General features: G+C 66.4%; 16 protein-coding genes. 8 read left to right on the top strand and 8 right to left on the bottom strand.

Annotation, left to right across the window (positions count from 1 at the left end; translation table 11 throughout):
* The 6 genes from BLT03_RS05265 to BLT03_RS05240 form a co-directional block, all read right to left on the bottom strand.
* Positions 1 to 3,959: DUF6531 domain-containing protein (locus BLT03_RS05265; protein WP_092740983.1), on the bottom strand; the 3,959-nt coding region annotated here is incomplete at its 3' end.
* Between the two features lie 63 nt (positions 3,960 to 4,022).
* Entirely contained in the window at positions 4,023 to 5,135 is a 1,113-nt protein-coding gene (locus BLT03_RS05260) for a hypothetical protein (RefSeq protein WP_092740981.1), read from the bottom strand.
* A gap of 41 nt (positions 5,136 to 5,176) precedes the next feature.
* The gene (locus tag BLT03_RS05255) at positions 5,177 to 6,208 is read right to left on the bottom strand and encodes a DUF2169 domain-containing protein (protein ID WP_092740979.1); all 1,032 of its coding nucleotides are present in this window, start codon (positions 6,206 to 6,208) and stop codon (positions 5,177 to 5,179) included.
* Between the two features lie 2 nt (positions 6,209 to 6,210).
* Positions 6,211 to 7,473: a hypothetical protein gene (locus BLT03_RS24420; RefSeq protein ID WP_175537666.1), complete on the bottom strand. Its 1,263-nt coding sequence runs from the start codon at positions 7,471 to 7,473 to the stop codon at positions 6,211 to 6,213.
* A 100-nt stretch (positions 7,474 to 7,573) separates the two neighbouring features.
* On the bottom strand, positions 7,574 to 8,056 hold the full coding sequence (locus BLT03_RS05245) for a hypothetical protein (protein WP_092740975.1): 483 nt from the start codon (positions 8,054 to 8,056) through the stop codon (positions 7,574 to 7,576).
* 43 nt (positions 8,057 to 8,099) lie between these two features.
* Complete coding sequence (locus BLT03_RS05240; protein WP_092740973.1) at positions 8,100 to 10,451, bottom strand: type VI secretion system Vgr family protein; 2,352 nt, start codon at positions 10,449 to 10,451, stop codon at positions 8,100 to 8,102.
* A gap of 220 nt (positions 10,452 to 10,671) precedes the next feature.
* Between BLT03_RS05240 and BLT03_RS05235 the strand changes: the two genes are divergently transcribed.
* A complete protein-coding gene (locus BLT03_RS05235; protein WP_092740972.1) occupies positions 10,672 to 11,325 on the top strand; it encodes an SGNH/GDSL hydrolase family protein in 654 nt (217 codons plus the stop codon).
* Between the two features lie 139 nt (positions 11,326 to 11,464).
* Positions 11,465 to 12,283 (top strand): HDOD domain-containing protein, encoded by an 819-nt coding sequence (locus BLT03_RS05230; protein WP_092740970.1) that lies wholly within the window; start codon positions 11,465 to 11,467, stop codon positions 12,281 to 12,283.
* Positions 12,284 to 12,404: 121 nt separating this feature from the next.
* Here BLT03_RS05230 and BLT03_RS05225 read toward each other — a convergent pair whose 3' ends face one another.
* Together BLT03_RS05225 and BLT03_RS05220 are read right to left on the bottom strand one after the other, a co-directional pair.
* Positions 12,405 to 13,757, bottom strand: coding sequence for a dicarboxylate/amino acid:cation symporter (locus tag BLT03_RS05225; RefSeq protein WP_092740969.1), 1,353 nt, complete (start codon positions 13,755 to 13,757; stop codon positions 12,405 to 12,407).
* A gap of 282 nt (positions 13,758 to 14,039) precedes the next feature.
* On the bottom strand, positions 14,040 to 14,648 hold the full coding sequence (locus BLT03_RS05220) for a glutathione S-transferase (protein ID WP_092740968.1): 609 nt from the start codon (positions 14,646 to 14,648) through the stop codon (positions 14,040 to 14,042).
* Between the two features lie 175 nt (positions 14,649 to 14,823).
* On the opposite strand from BLT03_RS05220, the gene BLT03_RS05215 reads away from it, so the two are divergent.
* From BLT03_RS05215 to urtE, 6 genes are all read left to right on the top strand, one after another.
* Complete coding sequence (locus tag BLT03_RS05215; protein ID WP_092740967.1) at positions 14,824 to 15,282, top strand: Lrp/AsnC family transcriptional regulator; 459 nt, start codon at positions 14,824 to 14,826, stop codon at positions 15,280 to 15,282.
* Positions 15,283 to 15,581: 299 nt separating this feature from the next.
* Positions 15,582 to 16,850: an urea ABC transporter substrate-binding protein gene (gene urtA, locus BLT03_RS05210; protein ID WP_092740966.1), complete on the top strand. Its 1,269-nt coding sequence runs from the start codon at positions 15,582 to 15,584 to the stop codon at positions 16,848 to 16,850.
* A gap of 209 nt (positions 16,851 to 17,059) precedes the next feature.
* Entirely contained in the window at positions 17,060 to 18,637 is a 1,578-nt protein-coding gene (gene urtB / locus BLT03_RS05205) for an urea ABC transporter permease subunit UrtB (protein WP_092740964.1), read from the top strand.
* On the top strand, positions 18,634 to 19,803 hold the full coding sequence (gene urtC / locus BLT03_RS05200) for an urea ABC transporter permease subunit UrtC (protein ID WP_092740962.1): 1,170 nt from the start codon (positions 18,634 to 18,636) through the stop codon (positions 19,801 to 19,803). Before urtB ends, urtC begins: the two co-directional genes overlap by 4 nt.
* Positions 19,800 to 20,675: an urea ABC transporter ATP-binding protein UrtD gene (gene urtD, locus BLT03_RS05195; protein ID WP_092740960.1), complete on the top strand. Its 876-nt coding sequence runs from the start codon at positions 19,800 to 19,802 to the stop codon at positions 20,673 to 20,675. The genes urtC and urtD overlap by 4 nt, the downstream gene beginning before the upstream one ends.
* A gap of 743 nt (positions 20,676 to 21,418) precedes the next feature.
* Complete coding sequence (gene urtE, locus BLT03_RS05190; RefSeq protein ID WP_092740958.1) at positions 21,419 to 22,123, top strand: urea ABC transporter ATP-binding subunit UrtE; 705 nt, start codon at positions 21,419 to 21,421, stop codon at positions 22,121 to 22,123.
* The last annotated feature ends 123 nt before the right edge of the window (positions 22,124 to 22,246 follow it).

The raw sequence follows: 22,246 nt of genomic DNA, 5'->3' as shown, positions 1-22,246 counted from the left end.
GTGCCCTGCACGGTCGCCAGCGGCACGAAGCTGCCCGGCTCGTAGATGAACAGGCTGTTGTTGCCCCCGCGCTGGCTGTTGACCATGAGGTCGCCATCCCACAGATAGCGCGTGGTGCCGAAGGCATCGGCCTTGGCCACCCGCCGGCCCAACGCATCGTAGGCGTAGCGGGTTGCCAGGGTCACCCCGTGGCGCGTCGTGGTGGCCTCGACCAGTTGATGGTCTGCATTCCAACGAAGTTCGGTGATCTCCTGATGGCCTGCACGCTGGTTGCCCCGGGTGCGCTTCGTCACGTTGCCATGCACGTCGTATTCGAAGTGCAGGTCCTGATAGAACCGCAGGCGGTTGTCCTGGAGGGCGCCCAGTCCCTGCGATGCTCCCTGTTCCGATCGGTCTTCCTGCTGACGCTGCATCTGCGCCTGGCTGGCATCCAGCAAGTTGCCGGCCGGGTCGAAGGCGAACAACTCCCTGGGCAGGTATCCGCCCTCGCTGCCTTGGCCGGGCAGGGCGGCGAGGATGCGGCCCACCGGGTCATAGCGGAAGTCCTGCCGGCCGCGCAGCGTGTCGGCCCGGGCGATGAGCTGGCCCATGGCGTCGTAGGCGTAGGCGCGCTCCAGTACTGGCCCGGCTGCGGGCTGGCCCCGCGTGGTGACGGCGGCAGCCGAGGGTGAGCCCGCGCTCGTGGACATCGCTGCCCGGTGGCGCACCAGCCGCCCGGCCGGGTCGTAGTCGTACTGGCTTTGCAGCGCCCCCTGGCTGCGCTGCGTTTCGCGGTGCAGCGCATCGCGCTCGATGTCGGCGATGACGGCGCGGGTGCCTGCCGAGCCAGCACCGGCCTGCGCAGGCTCGGTCAGCCCGATCTGATGCAGGTGGCCCGAGCCGTAATGCAGCCAGTCGAGCGCCCGACCATCGGGCAGGGTGGTGCGGGTGCGGTGGCCCAGCTCGTCGTACTGGTGCGACAGCGTGCGCTCCAAGGGGTCTGCCTTGGCCGCTCCAGCGTCCGGCTCCCAGGGCTTGAGGGTTTGAACCTCCTGCAGGATATGCCCGACCGGGTCGTAGCGCCAGGTGATCTGCGCGGCCGGGTTGGTGGCCGCCGTCAGCCGGCCCAGCGGGTCGTAGGCGTAGGTGGTGTCTTGTGCCGCACCATTGCCCTGGCCATCGCCCCGCGCCCGTTTGCCGACCAGCCGCCCCAGCACATCGCGCTCCAGGTGCGTGACCTTGCCCGGCCCGGCATCGCTGCCCCCGGCCTCGATCACATGGGTCAACTCGCCCGCGGCGTTGTACCCATAGCGCTGGTGGCGGCCATCGAAGCCGATCTCGTCGGTGAGGCGGTCGGCCGCATCGTAGGCAAAGCGCGTCTGCGCGCGGTTCTCGTTGTCCAGGGCGATCAGCCGCTCGGCGCGGTCGTAGTGGTAGCGCAGCACGCCGCCGCGCGCATCGGTGCGCTCGGCCGGCTGTCCCGAGCCGTGGTATCGGTAGCGCGTGGTGCCGGCCAGCGGATCGGTATAGGCCAGCAACTGGCCCTCGCCGCCCCACTCGTAGCGGTGGGTGGCCCCGGTGGGCTCGACCACCTCGCGCAGGCGACCGAGGGCATCGTGGTCGTAGCGTGTAGCCTGCCCCAGGGCATCGATGCTGGCGGCCAGGTGGCCCAGCGCGTCGTAGGCGTAGCGGCTGGTGTGGCCCGAGCAGTCGGTGTAGGCCACCAACTGGGCGGCGGCATCCCACTGCAGGCGCCGGGTGCGCCCGGCGGCATCGGTCACCGCCACGGGCAGGCCCCGGCTGTCGTAGTCGGTGCGGGTGGTGCGGCCCAGCGGGTCGGTGGAGCGGATGCGGTTGCCGCGCGCGTCGTAGGCGTGGGTCCAGGTTTGGCCCAGGGCGTCGGTCACGCGCACGGGGCGGTCTTGCTCACCGCCTTGCACGCCGTACTCGATGCGTGTGGCGTTGCCGGCGGCATCCAGGTGCAGCGTGAGATTGCCCCGGCGGTCGAACACGGTGCGCGTCTCGCGGCCCAGGGCATCCACGGCCGCCTCGGGGTGGCCGTTGGCATCGAAGGGCGTGCGGCTCACGTGCCCCAGCGCATCGCGCACGGCCACGATGTCGCGCCGCTCGTCGAAGGCAAACCCGAGGGTGCGGCCCAACGCGTCGTGCATCCAGGTGCGGTGCCGCTCGTAGGTGAACTGCTGCGCTGCGCCGCTGTCTAGGTTGTGCGACAGGGTGACGCGGCCTTGGGGGCTGGGCTCGTCGTACTCGTTGCGGTGGCGCGCGCCGCCCGCCAGCGTGTAGCCCACCAACAGATGGTGGCTCCACTCGAAGCGGCGCACCTGGCCCTCGGCATTGGTGTGGGCCACGAGGTTGGGCGGGGCTTGCTCACTGCGCGGGTCTTTTGCGTCGGGGGCGTAGTCATAGCGCGCCAGCAGGGTTTCCTGGCCATGCGCATGCACGGCGTGGACCGTCTCCAATTGACCTTGCGGGTTCCACCCCAATTGCAGCCAGCGGCCCGCACTGTCGGTGATGCGGCGGGGTCTGGGAGGTATGCCAAAGGGATCGAATCCGGCGGCGGCGCCGCTCTGATCGCGCTGATTCCCGGCGTGTGCCGGGCGTTCCGTGAGGTCGCTCGCCTCGAAGTGCAGTTGAAGGCGGTTGCCGTTGCGGTCGGTGAGCGCTTGCAGGGGCAGCCGCCACTGGCCCGCTGCCTGTCGCACGAAGTGGTGCGTTCGCCCGTCGGTGTGAACCAGCTGCCAGGTGTGCGGGCCGGTGCGGCGCACGGTGAATTGCTCGTAGGCGTCGAAGTGTTCCTGCCCTTCGGCCAGCAGCGGCAGGCGCACCGCGCGCCCCTGGGCATCGTGGTACAGCAATTGGTCGGCCTGCAGCCACAGTTCAGTGGCCAGTGGATGGCTCCAGCCCTGGCCGAACCAGCCGTCGGTGCGTGCGTCGCCGCTGCGGTACTGGCGTATCCAGGCCAGAGCGATGGGGCCGGAGAGGCGCAGGTCGGTCTGCGTCAGGGACTTCTCGCCGGTGGCGATCACGACCGGTTGTTTGCTGGCGCAAGGGCACTGGGTGGGCTTGTCCGCCTCTTTCTTCGAGGTTTCGACCTTGGCCTTGTCGTTCTCTTTCTTCTTGGCTTCGCGCGAGATCTTGCGTTTGGCCAGCAGCGAGGCAACCAGGTTGGCCCCGCCGCCGGCCAGGAACCGAACGCCGCGCTTGGCCAGCGCGCGCTGCTCCTCGGCGCTCAGATCAGGCCGCGACAGCTCGGCGATCAAGGCGCCCAGTTCTTCCTTGAGCGCGCCCGCCGTCTGGGCGGTCGCATTCACCCGCTGGCCCACGCGAGCGGCGGTGGCAGTCCCTGTCGCCAGGGCGCCAGCGCCGGAACCGCCCAGCGTGGCAGGGGTGGCGGCTGTGAGTACGGCGGTAGCGGCGGCCAGGCCGCCGTCGATAGCCAGCTCTTTGAGCGTGTCCATCGTGAAGAGAGCCTTGGCAGCCTCCAGGACCTCTTCGCCGGCCTCGTCCGCCATCTCGCCACCCAACTGGCCATCGAGTTGGCCCGCGATGCCCTTGACGTTCCTGGCAATGTTCTCCAGCGTCGGAAACTGGCGAAATATCGCTGTGGTGCCCACCTCGGTCAGGTGGCGCACCGTCTGCTTGGCTTCGATCCAGACCTGCTTGCCCCAATCGCCGGTGAAGATCCCCGGTCCGTCGCGGACCTCTGTGATCACTCCGCCCTTGTCGGACACCTGTGGTGCGTGCTGGCCGTTCATGAGCGCGCTCTCGGCCGTGGCCACATCGGTGCCCGAGTGAAAGGTGGAGCCTGCGGGGTTGCCGATGGACCCGCTGTCGTTGCGGTAGGGCGCGGTGCCCGGCTTGTCCTTTTTGCGCAGGAAGACGAAGTCATCCGGCTTGTTCACCTTGCCGGCCGCCGCTTGCGACACCACTTCTTTACCGTCGATATAGACCTTGCCCACGCTGTGCTTCCCTTGAATTGTCTGGCCGTGCCGTTTTGATGTCGTGTTGCTGTCGGGTGGTCGTCAGTCGCTTGCGCCGCATGCCAGTGCGCTGGCGCTGCAGCGCCCTGAGATGTCTTGCGTGGTGCAAAGCGCCTGGCCGATGTGGGCCAGGCCGTGTTGGTGCAATCCCTGTGCGAGCGCCCATTGCACGGCACCCCAGGCGGCGCCCACTTGCCCCAGAAGCTCTGCCGGCTGAAGCGGTTCGGCGCTCCAATGCGCGTTGGCCATGGCCGCCATGCGGGCCAGGGCTGCGGTTTCGTCCTCCAGACGCCAGCGGCTGCCATCGCTGTCGCTCAGATGGCGATCCATCTGATCGCTGCGCAGGCCGGCGGCGCCGAGCGCGCCTTCGATGGCCTGTTGCAATGCGCGGCCGTCGCCCTGCCAGTCGCTGGGCCAGCGCGGGGACGGCACTGGCGCATCGCTGATGCAGGGCGCGTGCAGCGCCAGGGCTTTGCGCCCCACCGCCTGCAACCCCGCCGATGGTCGCAAGAGCAGGCAGGCGGCCGCCTCGCCTGGCACCCAGCCGCTGCCGTGGTCACGGTCGTAGATGCGGCCTGCCCGATGGTCGCGCAGCAGGATGTCCCGGTCGCAAAGCGAGTCCGCAGCGACGAGGACGATTTGCGCGGGTGGCAGATCGTGGCCGAGCGCCCGGAAGGTGCGGGCCAGAGCGATATGGCAGGTCTCCGCGCCGCCCGAAAAGGCATGCACGGCCAGCACGGGCAGCCCGGCACGTCGGCATTGCGCGCCGAACGCATCGATGGCCCCTTGCAGTGGATCAGGGGCATCAGGCTGCCCTGCCGCCGGCGATGCGCTGTTCTGGGCGGCGGTAGTGACCATCCAGTCGGGCAGGGCCAGCAGGTACAGCGTCGGGACGAGCGGCAGCGCCTGGAGCCAGGTTGCCATGGGGCTCCAGGCGGCGCGCAGGAGCTCTCGCAGGCGTGCGGGGCCTCGCAATTCACCTGCGACGTCGCGCGCGGGAGCGGTCAGCAGCTTGGTGCCATCCACTTCTGCGTAACGGAAGTGCTTGCGCCGTGCAGTGAAGGCCGCCACGCTGGTCAGCCAGTCGTCTCCCAGGCTGGTGACCAGTGTGGCGTGCTCGATCTTCAGAACGGGGCGGGGGCTGTGGAGGGGCATTGGACGGGGGCAGGGCGGGAAAGGGTTGCGGTGTGGCCGCCTCAGGCGTTGGAGGCGCGCACGGTGATGGCCCCAGAGGGCGGCAGGAGGCCGCGCCAGACGATGGCGAATCGGCCCTCTTGCGGGGCCACGACACAGGTGTCCGCCACCAGTGGGAGGGCGGATTGGCGGCCCACGGTGGCCTGGGGGCGAACACTGGGCCAGATGACCCGCGTGAGGCCTTCGGGAGTGAACTGGTGCAGGGCGATGGTGTCGCCCGGGGCCGGCGCGCGGCTCCATTGCAAGCGAGGTTCGGCCTGGTTGTGGAACAGCGGGTGAAAGTCTTGGGGCCTGCGGGGCGCTCGCTCGCGCTGCCATGGCAGGTCTCTCGTGCCCATGTGGGACAGGCGGAATGCGGCGTTTTCCGGCCAGGGGCCGAAGCCTGCGGCCATGGGATAGCGGGTGAGATCGGTGACCGGGTGGTCGGGATGCTCGACCCACGGCAGCGCGACGCGCTCGATGGCTGCGCCGCTGTGCCCTGCCGCGCTGCCCATGCCCTGGGGGTTGTAGAGCGTTTCACCGCCATGGCTTTCCCCGCCGAAGGCAAAGCAAGGATGCACGGGGACTCGGCGTACCGCGGCCAGGTAATCGCCGGGCATTCCGCCTCCACCCTGGAGCAACGTCTTGCGCCAGAAACGGGGCGCGCAAAGCGTGAGGCCCACGATCTGGGCTCCATGTGCTACGGCGGCCATGAACCGATGCTCGGCCTTCCCAGCCGCCGCATGGGCATAGCCGCTGACGATGAGATCGAAGCGGGGCTTGGGCGGCACGGCGTCCGATGGCATCCAGTCGATTTCTTGCGCTGCGCGTTCACCGAGCGCTTCGCGCTGCGCGGGTTCCAGGTCCAGCTCACCGATGGGCAGGGCGAGGGCCCGGTCATGCAGGCCCAACATGCCCGGTCCATCGGCCAAACGGTCAGCCCGGTCCAGTTCCCAGATGCCTTTGACCACCAGCAGCCGGGCAGTAAGGCCTTGATCGTCCACATGGGGATACACGGCTGCGGCGAACGGGGTCAGATTGAACAGGTCGGCCATGTTCAACGGGCTTCGGCGTGAGCCTCGCCGAGCCATTCGGACAGCCCGATCACGTGCATCTGGTGGCGCGTGCTGGCATAGGCCGAAAGGCTCGCGCCCACAGGCCGGTGGGCTTGTACCGATTGCTCGATGTAGAGCGCCTGCCGCATCAGGGAGCCGAGTTGCTGCACCGGGGGCAGCAGGGCGACTCCTCCGGCTTCCTGGGATCGCACGGCGCGGCCGAAACGGAGGCGACGATGGTGGGCAGGGTCGGGCTCGGCCAGCATCAAGCCGGCCTCCCAGGCGCAGGTCTTGGCCTCGTTGGTGACGGCAATGTGCGCGTCACGGAATACCTGCAGCACGCGCAGACGCAGGGCCTTTTCGCGCTCTTCGGGCGAGACATCGGTGGTGCGCACCTGCATCGGTACGTTGCCCAGCAGAACCGTCAATGCGTCCATTTGAGGTGCAGTGGCTGGCCCTGGTTGGGCTGTCACTTCGCGGGCCACAGCGATGAGTGTTTGTGGAAAGCCGGCCAGGGCCAGCACCTGCAGACGCAGGTCCGGGGCCATGGCCGCGCGCTCGTCGGCCTGCTGATGGGCTTGAACAGGGTCGCAAAGAGTGGCCAGGCACCATCCCAGACGCTGCAATGCGGGGTGCGGCATGCTCGCGCATCGCAAATAGCCCTCTGCTTGTGCCAAGTCCAGACGGCCGCTCGCGGCGATGAGGCGCAGCGCGTGCAGCAGATCCTCGGCCGTGCCGCTGCCGCGCCGCTGGATGCGCGCCGCGAGATCATCGGGTGGCTGTCCCAGGCGGCACAAAGCCAGTTCGCTTGCGCGCAGTAACTGGCCTTCGTTTGCCGTGGCAGCGATGGGCACGATCAAAGGAAGGCACGTCTGCATGCCGCATCGCCCCGCCAGTTCAACACCGAGCGAGCAGGCCGGCTCATGGGTGCTGCGCAGCAGTGCATCCACACGTGCCGGATGGCGTGCGGCGCTGGCCCGGTCCAGAGGGTAGAACCACCATGCGTCACGCAATGCGGTGCGGTGGGTTGCGCCAAAGCGCTCGAACCATCGCACCAGCATTTCATCATCGGCTTGCGGCGTTGCCGCCTGCACTGCGCAGGCGGCGGCCACGTGGATCAGTGCGTCGGTGGTCGGCGCGTGATCAGACGCTGCAATGGCTTGCTCGGCCGCCTGGATCGCATCCTGGCCGAAGACCGACAGCGCGCGCAGGTTGCGATCGATCTTGTCGTCCACGGTTTGCAGCGCGAGCAGGCGAAAGTCCATGGCCGCAGTGATGTGAAGGCGGCGCCTTCGCGCCCGCGCGGTGTCTTCCAGAAGCTCGGTAATGAGTGATTCGCGGCAGGGCATGAATGTGTAGCGCGGCTCAATTCAGGTCGATGGATGCGCCTTCGATCTGATAAGGACCGATGGCGGACTGCGTGATGGCCTGGGCGTGCAGCGCAACGTTGCCCTGCGCGGTGAAGCGCAGCACGGCCTCACCGCAGCGAATTTCCACCGAACCGAGGGCTTGCAGATTCAATTGCTTTGCCTGGATGTTGAGCGTGCCGGTTGCCGGGTCGAAGCCGATGGCTGCCTCCATGCGCTCGCCCGTAGCCATCTGGGCGTCACATCCGGCCGCCAGCGGGTATGCCGCCGTGATGAGCGGAGCATCGCCCTCAGGCAGCAGCACCGCCACACGCTGTCCGGGCAGCAACGGAGGGAGATGGGTCGCGGCTTCTGCGGCGACCGTCTGTCCGTCGAGCTGCACGGTCACTCGGCCCGCGATGTCGGCAGACAGGACCCGGGCGATGCGGACCAGGGGCTGCCCGTGTGTTTCGGACAGGGCGTTGCGTTGGGGAATGGCCATGGAGTTTCCTGAAAATAGGCAGCGGGAACGCGTGTGTACGCCTTCAATCGTTGTCGCGGACCTGTGGGCTGACCGAAAGAATCTTGTTCTCGCCAAAGAAGGTGATGTCTTTGCCGTTCAGCGTGATGGTTCCGTCCTCTTTCAGAACCAAGCTGCTGCTTCCGACAGAAATAGACACGCTTTTGGCATCCATCGTGATGTTGGAACCGCCCGGCCCACCCCCGGAATCACCACCCGACGGGGCGACGATGTTCTTGGGGCCACCCGCGCCTGCGGCCGCACTGCCGCCACCTCCGGCGCCCACGGTCAAGGTGTATTTGGTGCCGACGGTGGTGGACTGGTCGCTGCCCACAGTGGTGTTTTGCGTTCTACCGACCACGGTGGCCATGATGGCGCCCACATTGAGGTTGTAGGCCACGCCCACGTTCTCCATGCGGCCCACGCCCACGTTCTGCATGTAGGCGATGCCGACGGTTTCGGTCTTGAACTTGCCAACCTTGATCGACCAGTTGCTGCCGATCTTGTCCTTTTCGTTCTTGCCGATGGTCTTGGTGCGGTTCTTGCCGATGCTCACCGTCTCGTCGATGCCCACGTCCTCGCGCCGGTTATCGCCGATGCTGATCTTTTCGTTGTGGTCCACCCGCTCGGTTCGGTTCGAATGGATAGTGATGCTTTCGTCCCCATCGACTTCCTCGGTGCGCCAGCCGTGCACGGTGATCTTTTCATTTCGATCAACCGTCTCGGTCCGGTCGCGGTGGATCACATTCGTCTCGTCCCGGTCGATGGTCTTGCGCCGGTCGTTGCCTACCCACTTGTCTTCGTCGTTCTCGACTTCGGTGAGCTGGTCTTTCTGCGCATGCAGCCACAGCTGCTCGGCGCCGGCCTTGTCCTCAAAGCGGATGGCGTTGGCATCGCCCGCACCGCTCTTCATGCCGTCCCCGAAGGCCCCGCCCTTGCTCGATTTGGTCTTGATGCCCGATTGCGTGGCGTTGGCCGGCAACGTCCACGGGGGCATGTTGTCGGCGTTGTAGACGCAGCCCAGGATGATGGGGTAGTCCGGGTCGCCGTTCAGAAAATCGACGATCACCTCCATCCCGATACGCGGGATGAACACGTTGCCGAACTGCGGCCCCGCCCAGGTGGAGGACACGCGCACCCAGCAGCTGGAGTTCTCGTCCATGGCGCCGATGCGGTCCCAGTGGAACTGCACCTTGACGCGGCCGTACTGGTCGGTCCAGATCTCTTCGCCCGGCGGGCCGACGACCACGGCGGTCTGCGGGCCGGTGGTGCGGGGCCGGGGCGTGGCGACGACAGGGCGGTACGGCATGGCGGTGGGGTGCACCTCCATGGAAAACCGCTGGATCGATCCGCCCTGGATCTGCCCGACGCCGTTCAGGCCCTGGCTGGCCTGGGCGTTTTCCTCCAGGTGATAGTCCACCGACACCACCAGATACTGCTGGTTCTGGTCTTCGCGCGGGTAGTTGTCCAGCACGATGGTGTAGCCGGGCGCGATGCTGCGCTTGTTCAACCGTGCGTTGGCGCGATGGTGGCCGGCCAGGCCCGTCTCCATCTGCAGCCGGGTGTAGGTCTCGCCATCGGAAAACTCGGTGTAGCCGCCCGGCCACTCGTACATCTCGTAGCTGTCGTGCGCATGGCCGGGGGGCGATTGGCGCATGTCGGACAGGTCGGCCCGGGGCTTCTTGAAGTCGTAGTCATCCAGATAGGCGCGCCCGGGCTGCACGGCCTGGCCCATGTGCCACGAAAAGATGTGCTCCCGGTCTGCCAGCGCCGTCTTGCCCGGCGGGTGAAAGGGAATGACGTGGCCGCCCGGCAGCGGGCTGTGCGAGCCCATCACGTCGTCGGCGAACACCAGCGTGTGGCTGCCGGACTGGTGTTCGAAATACCAGTAAATGCCTTCCGATTCGCACAGCCGCGCAATGAATGCGAAATCGGTTTCATGGTATTGAACCGTGTAGGGCCGCACGCGATAAGCCCGCGAGAGCTTTTTCTGCATCGGCTGGCCATATTTCTGCAGCACGCTTTCAACGATATCCGGGACGGTCATTTCCTGAAAAATCTTGAAATCGCTGCGCCGCGTGGCAAGCCACAACCAGGGCCGCAAGATGAGGCGGTAGGAATAATTGGCAGAGGTGTCCTGCCCCTGCATTCCAAAACCCGTGGCAATACCGTCCAGATAGCGCTTTCCCAACCCCTCGGTCTCCACCACCACCGTGCTGCCCAGGCCCAGCAAGGCTTTCGGGTCGATGCTCCTGTTTTTGGAGATCAGGTCGATCTCGAATTCAAACAACCCGGACAGCGCCTCGCTTCCTTTCAATTGCCTGAATTGCAGCGCCTCTCCCAAAGGTGTTTGAATTGTTACGCGGCGATTAGTCATGCGAGAAATTGTTTCTGAGCGTTGAATCGGGTCCGCATTATGCTGGCCGTCTTTCGATTGACGTAAACGTCGTTTGTGCAGCGCAATACCTTAAATTGCATCCAGATGTATTTGATTTATGGATGCCTTTCGCCGGTTGTGATTCCGCCTGTGTTGTGGTGGACTGCGAGGCGCCCGGCAGCCCATTCCGGGCACCAGCCATAACAACGAAGGGATATCGATGAGCGCAGTTTTCGGCCCCCAGCGGACCTGCTCGGTAGAGCTCAATGGCGACAGCATTCTTTTCGGGTTCGACCCGGCCTCCGCCACCGGGCGGAACGCGCAGACCCCGGCGCAGCGCATCGTGTTCAAGCGGCCGGGCTGGGTGGTCGATGACCGCACGGCCGCGGGCCTCAGGGTGTACGACCTGGTGCGGGGCTACGAAGAGCCCTTCGAGAACGCGCCGCCCTATCTCTTTCCGCGCGGCCCGCAAGGGCCTTTCGATACCGAACCCCATGCCTCGCGCATCGTGGTCTTCCAGGCGGGCGTGAACGACCATGCGCGCCCGGGCTTCGATCTGGAGCAGTTCGAGGCGGACTATCGCGGCCTCATCCGCGTCGTGCGCTCGCTCGGGCGGGCCGCGGTAGTGACGGGGCTCACGCCGGTTTCGGACAAGATCTTCGGCCCCGAGGCGCTGGCCACCATGCGGGCGATCAACGAAGTGATCCACCAAGTGGCCAAGGACACGCGCACCCTGCACGCGCGGTGGGATTCGATGCCGTTTTCGGTCGATACGGACACCACCGACGGCATCCACCCGACGCAGGCGGCCTCGGACCGGCTGACCGATCGCCTGACGACCACGCTCGATCGCGCGTTTCGCCTTGGGGCCTGAGCCGCCCGGCGTTGCCAGACCGGCACAAACCCGGGGGCTGGTGGATTCCCTGCCCGGCGGGCGGTAAGACGGTGATACAAAAACACCAGCGGGCTGGAAGGCCGGTCTGCACGCAACCCCCACGAAAAGGTCGTCCCGCATGCCCGCACTCGCCGCTTTCCTCCAGGAGGTCAAGCTGCCCACCATGCCCGAGGTGGCCCGCAGCCTGATCCAGACCCTGCACGACGACGACATTCCCTTCGAGAAGGTGCGCGCGGCCATCTCCAAGGACCCGTCGCTCACCGCCAAGCTGGTCCGCATGGCCAACAGCGCGCGCTTCGGGCTGCCGCGCCAGGTGTCTTCGCTCGACGACGCCATCAACATGGTGGGGCTCAACCAGGTGCGCACGCTGGCGTTGGCCGCCTGCATGACCGGCTCGTTCGCCGACGCGCCGGGTGTGGACCGAGAGGAGTTCTGGAAGGAAAGCATGGCCTGCGCCGGCTATGCGCAGTGGCTGGCGCGGGCGCTGGGCACCGATGTGCAGCAGTCGTGGCTCACCGGCTTCATGGTGCGGCTGGGCGAGCTCATCATCGCGCAGAAGGCGCCGCGCGAGATCGTCGAGATCGAACGCCTGCCGCACCTGCCCGGAGGCCGCTGGCAGCGCGAGCAGACCCTGCTGGGCTTCACCGAAGGGCAGGTCACCGCCGAACTGGCGCGGCAGTGGAAGTTTCCGGACGAAGTGGTGCGTGCGCTGGAAACCGCCTCTGATCCGCTCGCCAGCCCGTCGTTCTGCCGCCTGGGCGCCATCGTGCACGTGGCCACGCTGTTGGCGGAGATCGCCGTCGGCCCCAAGGCGACGCTGGCCGAAACCATCGGTGCCCTGCCGGACGAACTGTTGCAGGCGCTGCAACTCGATCCCGGCTGGCTGGCCGATCATCTGCCCGACCCGGCTGTGTTCACCGACACCTCGGCGCTGTAGCCGCCTGCATCCCGACGACAGCCCCGAATGAAAAAGGCCGGCGAAAGCCGGCCTGATGGGATGGGTGACACCCGAGGGGGCAGGGCGGCAGCGCGTGCCGCCCTGAAGGCTTAACGGCGCCTCAGCGGTGGCCGCTCGTGTCCATGCGCTCGGTCTTGGCGTCCAGCAGCACCTCGGGGGCGTCGGCATCGACCCAGTTCGGGTCGTTCAGGCGCTGCTTGAGCTTGTTCTCATCGAGATCGCCGGTCCACTTGGCGACCACGATGGTGGCCACGCCGTTGCCCACCAGATTGGTGAGCGCGCGCGCTTCCGACATGAAGCGGTCGATGCCCAGGATCAGCGCCAGGCCCGCCACCGGCACGTGGCCCACGGCCGACAGCGATGCTGCCAGCACGATGAAGCCGCTGCCCGTGATGCCGGCCGCGCCCTTCGATGTCAGCAGCAGCACCAGCAGCAGCGTGATCTGATGGGTGATGTCCAGCGGCGTGTTCGTGGCCTGTGCGATGAACACGGCAGCCATGGTGAGGTAGATGGAGGTGCCATCCAGGTTGAACGAATAGCCGGTGGGAATGACCAGGCCCACGGTGGTCTTCTTGGCGCCCAGGTTCTCCATCTTTTCCATCATGCGGGGCAGCACCGATTCGCTGGACGACGTGCCCAGCACGATCAGCAGCTCTTCCTTGATGTATTTGATGAATTTCCAGATCGAGAAGCCGTGGAACCGTGCGATGGAGCCCAGCACGATGAAGATGAACAGCAGGCAGGTCAGGTAGAACGACCCCATCAGCTTGCCCAGCGACAGCAGCGAGCCCACGCCGTACTTGCCGATGGTGAACGACATGGCGCCGAACGCACCGATGGGCGCCACCTTCATGATGTAGCCCACGATGGTGAACAGCACGTGCGAGGTCTTCTCGATAAAGTCGAACACCAGCGTGCCGCGGCCGCCGAAGCGGTGCAGCGCGAAGCCGAACATCACGGCGATCAGCAGCACCTGCAGGATTTCGCCCTTGGCAAACGCATCGACCACCGTGGTGGGGATGATGTTCATCAGGAAGTCAGTGGTCGTGCCCATCTTGCCGGGCGCTGTGTAGGCGGCGATCGACTTGGTGTCGATGGTGGAGGCGTCCACGTTCATGCCGGCGCCGGGCTGCAGCACGTTCACCACGATCAACCCGATGATCAGCGCGACGGTGCTCACGACTTCGAAGTACAGCAGCGCCAGCCCGCCGGTGCGGCCGACCTTCTTCATGTCTTCCATGCCCGCGATGCCGATCACCACCGTGCAGAAGATGATAGGCGCGATGATCATCTTGATCAGCTTGATGAAGCCGTCGCCCAGCGGTTTCATCTGCTCGCCCAGGGCCGGGTAGAAGTGTCCCAGCAGCACGCCGACGACGACGGCGAACAGCACCTGCAGGTACAGCGAGCGGTAGAAAGGCTTCTTGCGAGGGAGTGTGCTTGTCTCTTGCATGGGTTCTGCGCGTACCGTCGCCAGCAGCGCTCGTTTTGGAGGTGCGTGAATGTATCCCCAGTCAAGCGCGTTTTGATTGTGGAAATCCACATGCTGGAAACTACGTACAAATCGCAGCCACGTCCCGCACTGTGAGAAAGCAGCCGTTCTTCCGAGGGGCGGCCGGCCCAACGCCTCGCTCGGGAAGGCCCGGCCGCTTAGGGGTGTTTCGGCCCGGCCGTCAGTCGCGTGACAGCCTTCGGGGGCCCGCGCACCCACGCATCAGGGCGCGTATGGATGGCTTCAGCGGGCCGGGCAGGCGGCGAAGGCGGGCAGCCGCTCGGCCTGCTGCGCATAGGCGGCGAGCAGGGGATGGTCCGCCGCGTGAACCGTGTCCGCCACCATCATCTGCATGAACCCCCACGCCACCGCCGTAGTGACTCCGGCGTCGGTGATCTCCTGCGCTGGGGCCGGCAAGGGCGCCTGGCCGAGTTCTGCTTCGAGCAGCGCGCAGGCTGCCCGCAACTGGCCGCTCACCCGCTCCGTCCACGGGGCATGCTGCCTTTCCGCGGGACGCAGGTTTCGTTCGTAGACGAGTTGCACAGCCTTCTCGCACGCGGCCAGGGCCAGGCCGGTGATGCGCAGATCGCGCTGCAGCGCCGGTCCGCCCAATGGCCGCAGGCTGCGCTGCGACAGCGTGGCGACCCACTGGAGGATCAGGCTGGAATTCATCAACACGCTGCCGTCGTCGGCCACGAGCGTCGGGGCTTTCACCACCGGGTTGATGCGGCCGAAGGCCTCGAAGGTGCCGAACACCGACAGGGGCAGGTGCTCGAACGGCAGATCGAGCAGCCGCAGCGACACCGCGACACGGCGGACGTAAGGAGAATCGAGCATTCCAACCAACTGCATGGGCTTGTGCCTTCCATCGAAAAGGCCGCAGGGGCCGGGCCTTGCACGATAGGCGGGCTACCGTTGCCGTTGAAGGGCCGGGCATCGGAATTGCCCGCCATAAACCGATGGATGATCGGACGCGACCGACCCGCCCCCCCACTTTTTGTCTACCCCCGCCGCCTGGAGCCTTTGCATGACCCTGGACAAGAAAGACTGGCTGATCCTGCAAGCCCTGCAGACCGATGCCCGGCAAAGCCTGGCCGCGTTGGGCAAGCGCATCGGCCTGTCCCAGCCCGCGATGAGCGAGCGCGTGCGCAAGCTGGAAGACGCGGGCGTGATCGAAGGCTACAGCGCACGCGTCAACCTGCGGGCCATCGGCGTGCGGCTGCAGGCCATCATCCGCGTGCAAACCACGCACGCCGGCATCGCGCCATATGTGAAGCTGTTCGAGTCCATGCCCGAGGTGCTGCAGGCCGACCGCGTGACTGGCGAGGACTGCTTCATCGTGCGCTGCGCCATCGCCGAGCCGGAAGACCTGCAGACCGTGGTCGATGCGCTGGCGCAGCACGGGGCCGTGACCACGTCGCTGGTGCTGTCGAGCCCCGTGAACAAGATCGCCACGGTGCATGCGCTGAAGGGTGCGGGGCACTGAGCACCACCGCCGGGCGGCTGTCGGTGCGCCGTCCGAAGGTGTTGAGTGAAATACGGCTCCAGCGCAATAAAGACGACGGTGTATTGCTATTAAATTAATAGCATTCATGCGCGGTGCGGCCTGCTGCCCGTCGCCGCGCTGGAGCGCCGCGTGCCGACCAGCCCGGGGCGGCCGTGTACGCCACTTGGCGTATTTCCGGCGCGGGGTGTCCTCTCCAGAATCCATTCCATCGACCGAACACAGCCCCGATCCGGGGCCCCGGGCGAAGCGGTTTGAACCCATCCATCGGAGATGCATCCATGCAACGTCGTTACTCTCTCAAGGCCTTCGCGGCCGTCGCTACGCTGGCGGGCTTGTCGGCACTGCCGGCCCATGCCGCAGACACCATCAAGGTCGGCGTGCTGCACAGCCTGTCGGGCACCATGGCGATTTCGGAGACCGTGCTGAAAGACACGGTGCTCATGGCCATCGACGAGATCAACGCCAAGGGCGGCGTGCTCGGCAAGAAGCTCGAACCCGTGGTGGTGGACCCCGCTTCCAACTGGCCGCTGTTCGCTGAAAAGACCAAGCAGCTGCTGGGCCAGGACAAGGTCTCGGTCATCTTCGGCTGCTGGACTTCGGTGAGCCGCAAGTCGGTGCTGCCCGTGGTCGAAGAAATGAACGGCCTGCTGTTCTACCCCGTGCAGTACGAAGGCGAAGAGCTGTCCAAGAACGTGTTCTACACCGGTGCCGCGCCCAACCAGCAGGCCATTCCCGCGGTGGACTACCTGATGAGCAAGGACGGCGGCGGCGCCAAGCGCTGGGTGCTGCTGGGCACCGACTACGTGTACCCCCGCACCACCAACAAGATCCTGCGCGCCTACCTGAAATCCAAGGGCGTGAAGGACAGCGACATCGACGAGAAGTACACGCCGTTCGGCCATGCCGACTACCAGACCATCGTGGCCGACATCAAGAAGTTCAGCCAGGGCGGCAAGACGGCGGTGGTCTCCACCATCAACGGCGACTCCAACGTGCCCTTCTACAAGGAACTGGGCAACGCCGGCCTGAAAGCCAAGGACGTGCCGGTCGTCGCCTTCTCGGTGGGCGAAGAAGAACTGCGCGGCGTGGACACCAAGCCGCTCGTGGGCCATCTGGCGGCATGGAACTACTTCATGTCCATCAAGAACCCGACCAACACCGCCTTCATCAAGCAGTGGAGCGACTACGCCAAGGCCAAGAAGATCCCTGGCCACATGGACAAGCCGCTCACCAACGATCCGATGGAGGCCACCTACATCGGCATCCACATGTGGAAGCAGGCCGTCGAGAAGGCCAAGAGCACCGACGTGGACAAGGTCATCGCCGCCATGGCCGGCCAGACCTTCCAGGCGCCCAGCGGCATCGTGAGCAAGATGGACGAGAAGAACCACCATCTGCACAAGAGCGTGTTCATCGGCGAGATCAAGGCCGACGGACAGTTCAACGTGGTGTGGAAGACGCCCGGCCCGGTCAAGGCGAAACCGTGGAGCCCGTACATCGAAGGCAACGACAAGAAGAAGGACGAGCCGGAAGGCAAATCGAAGTGAAATCGGAGTGACACCCCCCTGAGGCGCTGCGCGCCTTCACCCCCTCTCTCGCTTCGCTGCGCTGCGCGGGAGGGGGGACGGCGCCAGCGGCCCGGCGAAGCCGGTTCCACGGCGTCTGCTGGCTTCGGGCCGCGCGGGTGCAGACGGCGTGACGAAGTCAGAGCCGTGGTTGCAGTCCTCCCTCGTTCGTGAAGATTCCCCTTATCCCCATGTTCCCCAACTTCTTCCACCGCCTGATCGCCTGCCTGCTGCTATGTGCCGCCGTGCAGGCGCACGCGCTCACGCCGCAGGCCGCGCGTGCCATGGCGGCGGGCGAGACCGACGAGCGCATCGCCGCGTTGCAGCAGGCCATCGCCACGCCCGACGATGCGACGCTGGCCTTTATCCGCGCCATGGCCGACGACGCGGTCAAGATCGCCGGCGACCGGGCCATCGCCATCAAGGACGGCAAGGGCATCGACCCTGCCACGGGCGCCGAAGTGCCCGTGCCGGATGACGCCGAAGACATCGTCAACAACAACCGCATGCGGGGTGAGTTCGATGCCGCGCTGGCCTCGCTGCAACTGCTGTCGCCCGACGCGGCCCAGCGCCGCGCGGCCATCGAAGCGCTCAAGGAAGAGACCGACGCCTCGCGCCTGCCCCTGGTCGAAAAAGCCCTGGCCGCCGAGAAAGACGCCGGCCTGCGCGGCCGGCTCGAAGCCATCCGCGCACGCGTGCTGCTGGCCAGCAGCGATGCGGGCCACCGCCTGGAAGCCGCGCAGTACTTGGTCACCAGCGGCAACCCCGCCACGCGCACCGTGCTGCTGGAGCAGTTGCGGCAAGAGACCGACCCGAAGGTCAAGGCCGCCATCCAGTCCGCGCTGGCCTCGGTGGAAGGCCGGCTGCAGTGGGGCGAGAAGCTCGCCGCACTGTTCTCGGGCATCAGCCTGGGGTCCATCCTGCTGCTCGTCGCGCTGGGCCTGGCCATCACCTACGGCCTCATGGGCGTCATCAACATGGCGCATGGCGAACTGATGATGATCGGCGCCTACGCCACCTATGTGATGCAGGGCCTGTTCCAGAAGTATTTGCCCGGCGCCTTCGACTGGTACCTGGTCGCTGCGGTGCCTGCGGCGTTCTGCGCCTCGGCCCTCATGGGCGCGGTGCTGGAGCGCAGCGTAATCCGGTTTCTTTATGGCCGGCCGCTGGAGACGCTGCTGGCCACCTGGGGCATCAGCCTGATGCTGCAGCAGCTCGTGCGTACCGTGTTCGGCGCGCAGAACGTGGGCGTGGAAAACCCCGCGTGGATGAGCGGCGGCGTGCAGCTCATGGACAACCTGCAACTGCCCTGGAACCGCGTGATCATCGTGGCCTTCGCCTTCGCGGTGCTGGGCGGCGTGGCCTTCCTGATCGGGCGCACGCGGCTCGGCCTGTTCGTGCGCGGCGTCACGCAGAACCGGCCCATCGCCTCCTGCATGGGCGTGAACACCGCCCGCGTGGACACCTACGCCTTCGCGCTGGGCTCCGGCATCGCCGGCCTGGCCGGCTGCGCCTTGAGCCAGGTCGGCAACGTCGGGCCCGACCTGGGGCAGGGCTACATCGTCGATTCGTTCATGGTGGTGGTGCTGGGCGGCGTGGGCCAGCTGGCCGGCACCGTGTACGCGGCGCTGGGCCTGGGCGTGCTCAACAAATTCCTCGAAGGCTGGACGGGCGCCGTGCTGGCCAAGATCGCCGTGCTGGTCTTCATCATCGTCTTCATCCAGAAGCGCCCGCAAGGCATCTTCGCCATGAAAGGGCGTGAAGCATGAACAACGCCACCACCATCCACGCCGCGTCCCCGCGGGAGATTTCCCTGCCCGCCGCCGCGCCGCTGCTCACCCGTCCTGGCTGGTCGGCCTTCATCGCCGCGCTCATCGCCGTGTGCGCCGTGGCGCCGGTGCTCAACCTGTGGCTGCCGGCTGGCAGCCCGCTGCACCTGTCGGACTACGCCGTGGCGCTGCTGGGCAAGATCATGTGCTACGCCATCTGCGCGCTGGCCATGGACCTCATCTGGGGCTACACCGGCATCCTGAGCCTGGGCCACGGGCTGTTCTTCGCACTGGGCGGCTACGTGATGGGCATGTACCTCATGCGCCAGATCGGCCGCGACGGCAACTACCAGAGCGACCTGCCCGACTTCATGGTGTTCCTCGACTGGAAGGAGCTGCCCTGGCACTGGGCGCTGTCCGACAGCTTCGTCGCCACGCTGGTGCTCGTCGTGGCCGTGCCGGGGCTGGTGGCCTTCGTGTTCGGCTACTTCGCCTTCCGCTCGCGCATCAAGGGCGTGTATTTTTCGATCATCACGCAGGCCATGACGTACGCCGCCATGCTGCTGTTCTTCCGCAACGAGACGGGCTTCGGCGGCAACAACGGCTTCACCGATTTCAAGCGCATCCTGGGACAGCCGATCGCCACGCAGAACATGCGCATGCTGCTGTTCGTGCTCACGGGGCTGGCGCTGCTGGGCTCGTTCCTGCTGGGGCGCTGGCTGGTGCGCAGCAAATTCGGCCGCGTGCTGCAGGCGGTGCGCGATGCGGAAACGCGCGTCATGTTCTCGGGCTATTCGCCGCTGCCGTACAAGCTCACCATCTGGACCATCAGCGCCATGATGTGCGGCGTGGCCGGTGCGCTCTACGTGCCGCAGGTGGGCATCATCAACCCCGGTGAGATGAGCGCCGCCAACTCCATCGAAATCGCTGTGTGGGCGGCGGTGGGCGGGCGCGCGACGCTCATCGGGCCCATCGTGGGCGCCTTTCTGGTGAACGGCGCCAAGAGCTGGCTCACCGTCACCGCGCCGGAGTTCTGGCTGTACTTTCTGGGCGCGCTGTTCATCGCCGTCACCCTGTTTTTGCCGCAAGGCGTGGTCGGCCTGCTGCGCAAGCCGGGCGGTGCCATCGACTGGATCAAGCGGCTGCGGAAAGGCGGTGCGCAATGACCCCCGAACTGATGGAAGAGGGCGCGCGCCGCCTGAAGCACCCCGCCGCTGGCGCACCCACCGGCCAGACCGCGTCCGGCGGCCGCGCCGCAGGCTTTTCGCGCGTGGCCGTGCCCGGCGAGGTGGACGTGGCCCACGGCCGCATCCTGTACCTGGAAGACGTGCACGTGAGCTTCGATGGCTTCAAGGCCATCAACGGCCTGAACCTGGACATCGCGCCGGGCGAGCTGCGCTGCGTGATCGGCCCCAACGGCGCCGGCAAGACCACCATGATGGACATCATCACCGGCAAGACCCGGCCCGACCGAGGCACCGTGTTCTTCGGCAGCACCATCGACCTGCTGCGCCACAACGAGCCCGAAATCGCTGGCTTGGGCATCGGCCGGAAGTTCCAGAAGCCCACCGTGTTCGAGCAGCTCACCGTGTTCGAGAACCTGGAACTGGCCTTGAAAACCCACAAGGGCGTGGCGTCGAGCCTGTTCTTTCGCCTGGATTCCGCGCAGTCGGACCGGCTGGCCGAGGTGCTGCACACCATCCACCTGGCCGACAGCGTGGCGCGCATGGCGGGCAATTTGAGCCATGGACAAAAGCAGTGGCTGGAGATCGGAATGCTGCTGATGCAGGACCCGAAGCTGCTGCTGCTGGACGAGCCGGTGGCGGGGATGACGGATGAGGAGACGGCTCGGACGGCTGAGCTGTTTCTGACCCTGAAAGGGCGGCACTCGCTGATGGTCGTGGAGCATGACATGTCGTTCATCCGGACGATTTCGGAGAAGGTGACGGTGTTGTGCGATGGGGCGGTGTTGGCGGAGGGGACGTTGGATCAGGTGCAGGGGGATGAGAGGGTGATTGAGGTTTATTTGGGGCGGTGATGGGGCGGGCTTGTATTTTTGGTTGTTCGATAGTTACGTTCCGGGGCCGGGAGTTGCGCCCGGCGGCGCACTCACTTTCTTTTGCTTCGCCAAAAGAAAGTAAGCAAAGAAAAGGCGACCCTGCTGGGTGCGTCCCTGCGCTGCGCTTCGGGCAACCTGTGGTGCTCGGGTGCGGGGTGCGCCGTGGAACTCGCTTCGCGCTGCGCGCTGCGCTCAAACAGCCACGGCGAGTCAGTTCACGAAGCAGGTGTGTCCTGCGGCACACCTGCCCACCCCGCACCCTGCGCTCCTCGGCGCACCCAGAAGGGCCCCCAACCCAACCATCCGGGCCATCGCTGCGCTCGGCCAAAGGTGCGCGGCGCAACGCGCTCGCGCACAACGGGCCGAGCGAAGCAATGGCCCGTGTGGGATGTCTGACTGCCGGGTTCCCTTCTGGATGCGCCGAGGAGCGCAGCGGCTGGCGGAAAAAGGGCCGCGCGCTGTCTGAGCGCAACGCAGTGAAGCGAGTTTGCGCGGACCCCGCCAGCCGCGAGCACCGCAGGTTGCCCCGGAGCGCAGCGCAGGGGACACGGACAGTAGGGTCGCCTTTCTTTTGGGTACGTTTCTTTGGCGAAGCAAAGAAAAGTACCTCGGCCGCCGGGCCGAGACCCGGCCCCGGAACCCAAAACAAAAGCCACTACAAAAACAATAGCAACCGAACCAATAAAACCTAAGGCGCCAAGCCCAAAAGACATCAAAAATCCATGCTCACCGTCCAAAACCTCCACCAGTACTACGGCGGCTCCCACATCCTCCGAGACGTGAGCCTTACCGCCTCCCCCGGCAAAGTCACCGTCCTCCTGGGCCGCAACGGCGTCGGCAAGACCACCCTGCTCAAAAGCCTCATGGGCCTCGTCCCCATCAAGAGCGGCACCATCACCTGGGAAGGCGAGCCCATCCACACCCGCACGCCCTACGACCGCGCCCGCGCCGGCATCGGCTTCGTTCCCCAGGGCCGCGAAATCTTCGGCCGCCTCACCGTCGAGGAAAACCTGCGCATGGGCCTGGCCTACAAAAGCGGCTCCACCCCCATTCCCAGCCACCTCTACACCCTGTTCCCGGTGCTCAAGCAAATGCTCGGCCGGCGCGGGGGCGACCTGTCGGGCGGGCAGCAGCAGCAGCTCGCCATCGCGCGCGCGCTCGCGCCCAGCCCGCGCCTGCTGATCCTGGACGAGCCCACCGAAGGCATCCAGCCCAGCATCATCAAAGACATCGGCCGCGTGATCCGCCAACTGGCCAGCGAGGGGCTGGACGGGCACCCCGTGTCCATCCTGCTGTGCGAGCAGTACTACGACTTCGCCGAAGAGCTGGCCGACGAATACCTGGTGATGGAGCGCGGCGAAGTCATCGCCCGCGGGCCCGGTTCGGAAATGCAAGCCAAGGGCGTGCGGCAGCTCGTGGCCATCTGAGGCGCGTCGCGCACGGCCAGCGCGGCAGGCTGGCAGCCTGCGCACCCATCTTCATCCACCCATCCGTGGTGCCGGCCCACCACGTCGGGCCGCAGCCCGCCTGCGCGCTTGACCGTGGCAACG

It is taken from the genome of Paracidovorax valerianellae (genome assembly GCF_900102625.1).
GTDB classification, from domain to species: domain Bacteria; phylum Pseudomonadota; class Gammaproteobacteria; order Burkholderiales; family Burkholderiaceae_C; genus Paracidovorax; species Paracidovorax valerianellae.
This window is presented reverse-complemented; position numbering and strand designations above follow the sequence as displayed.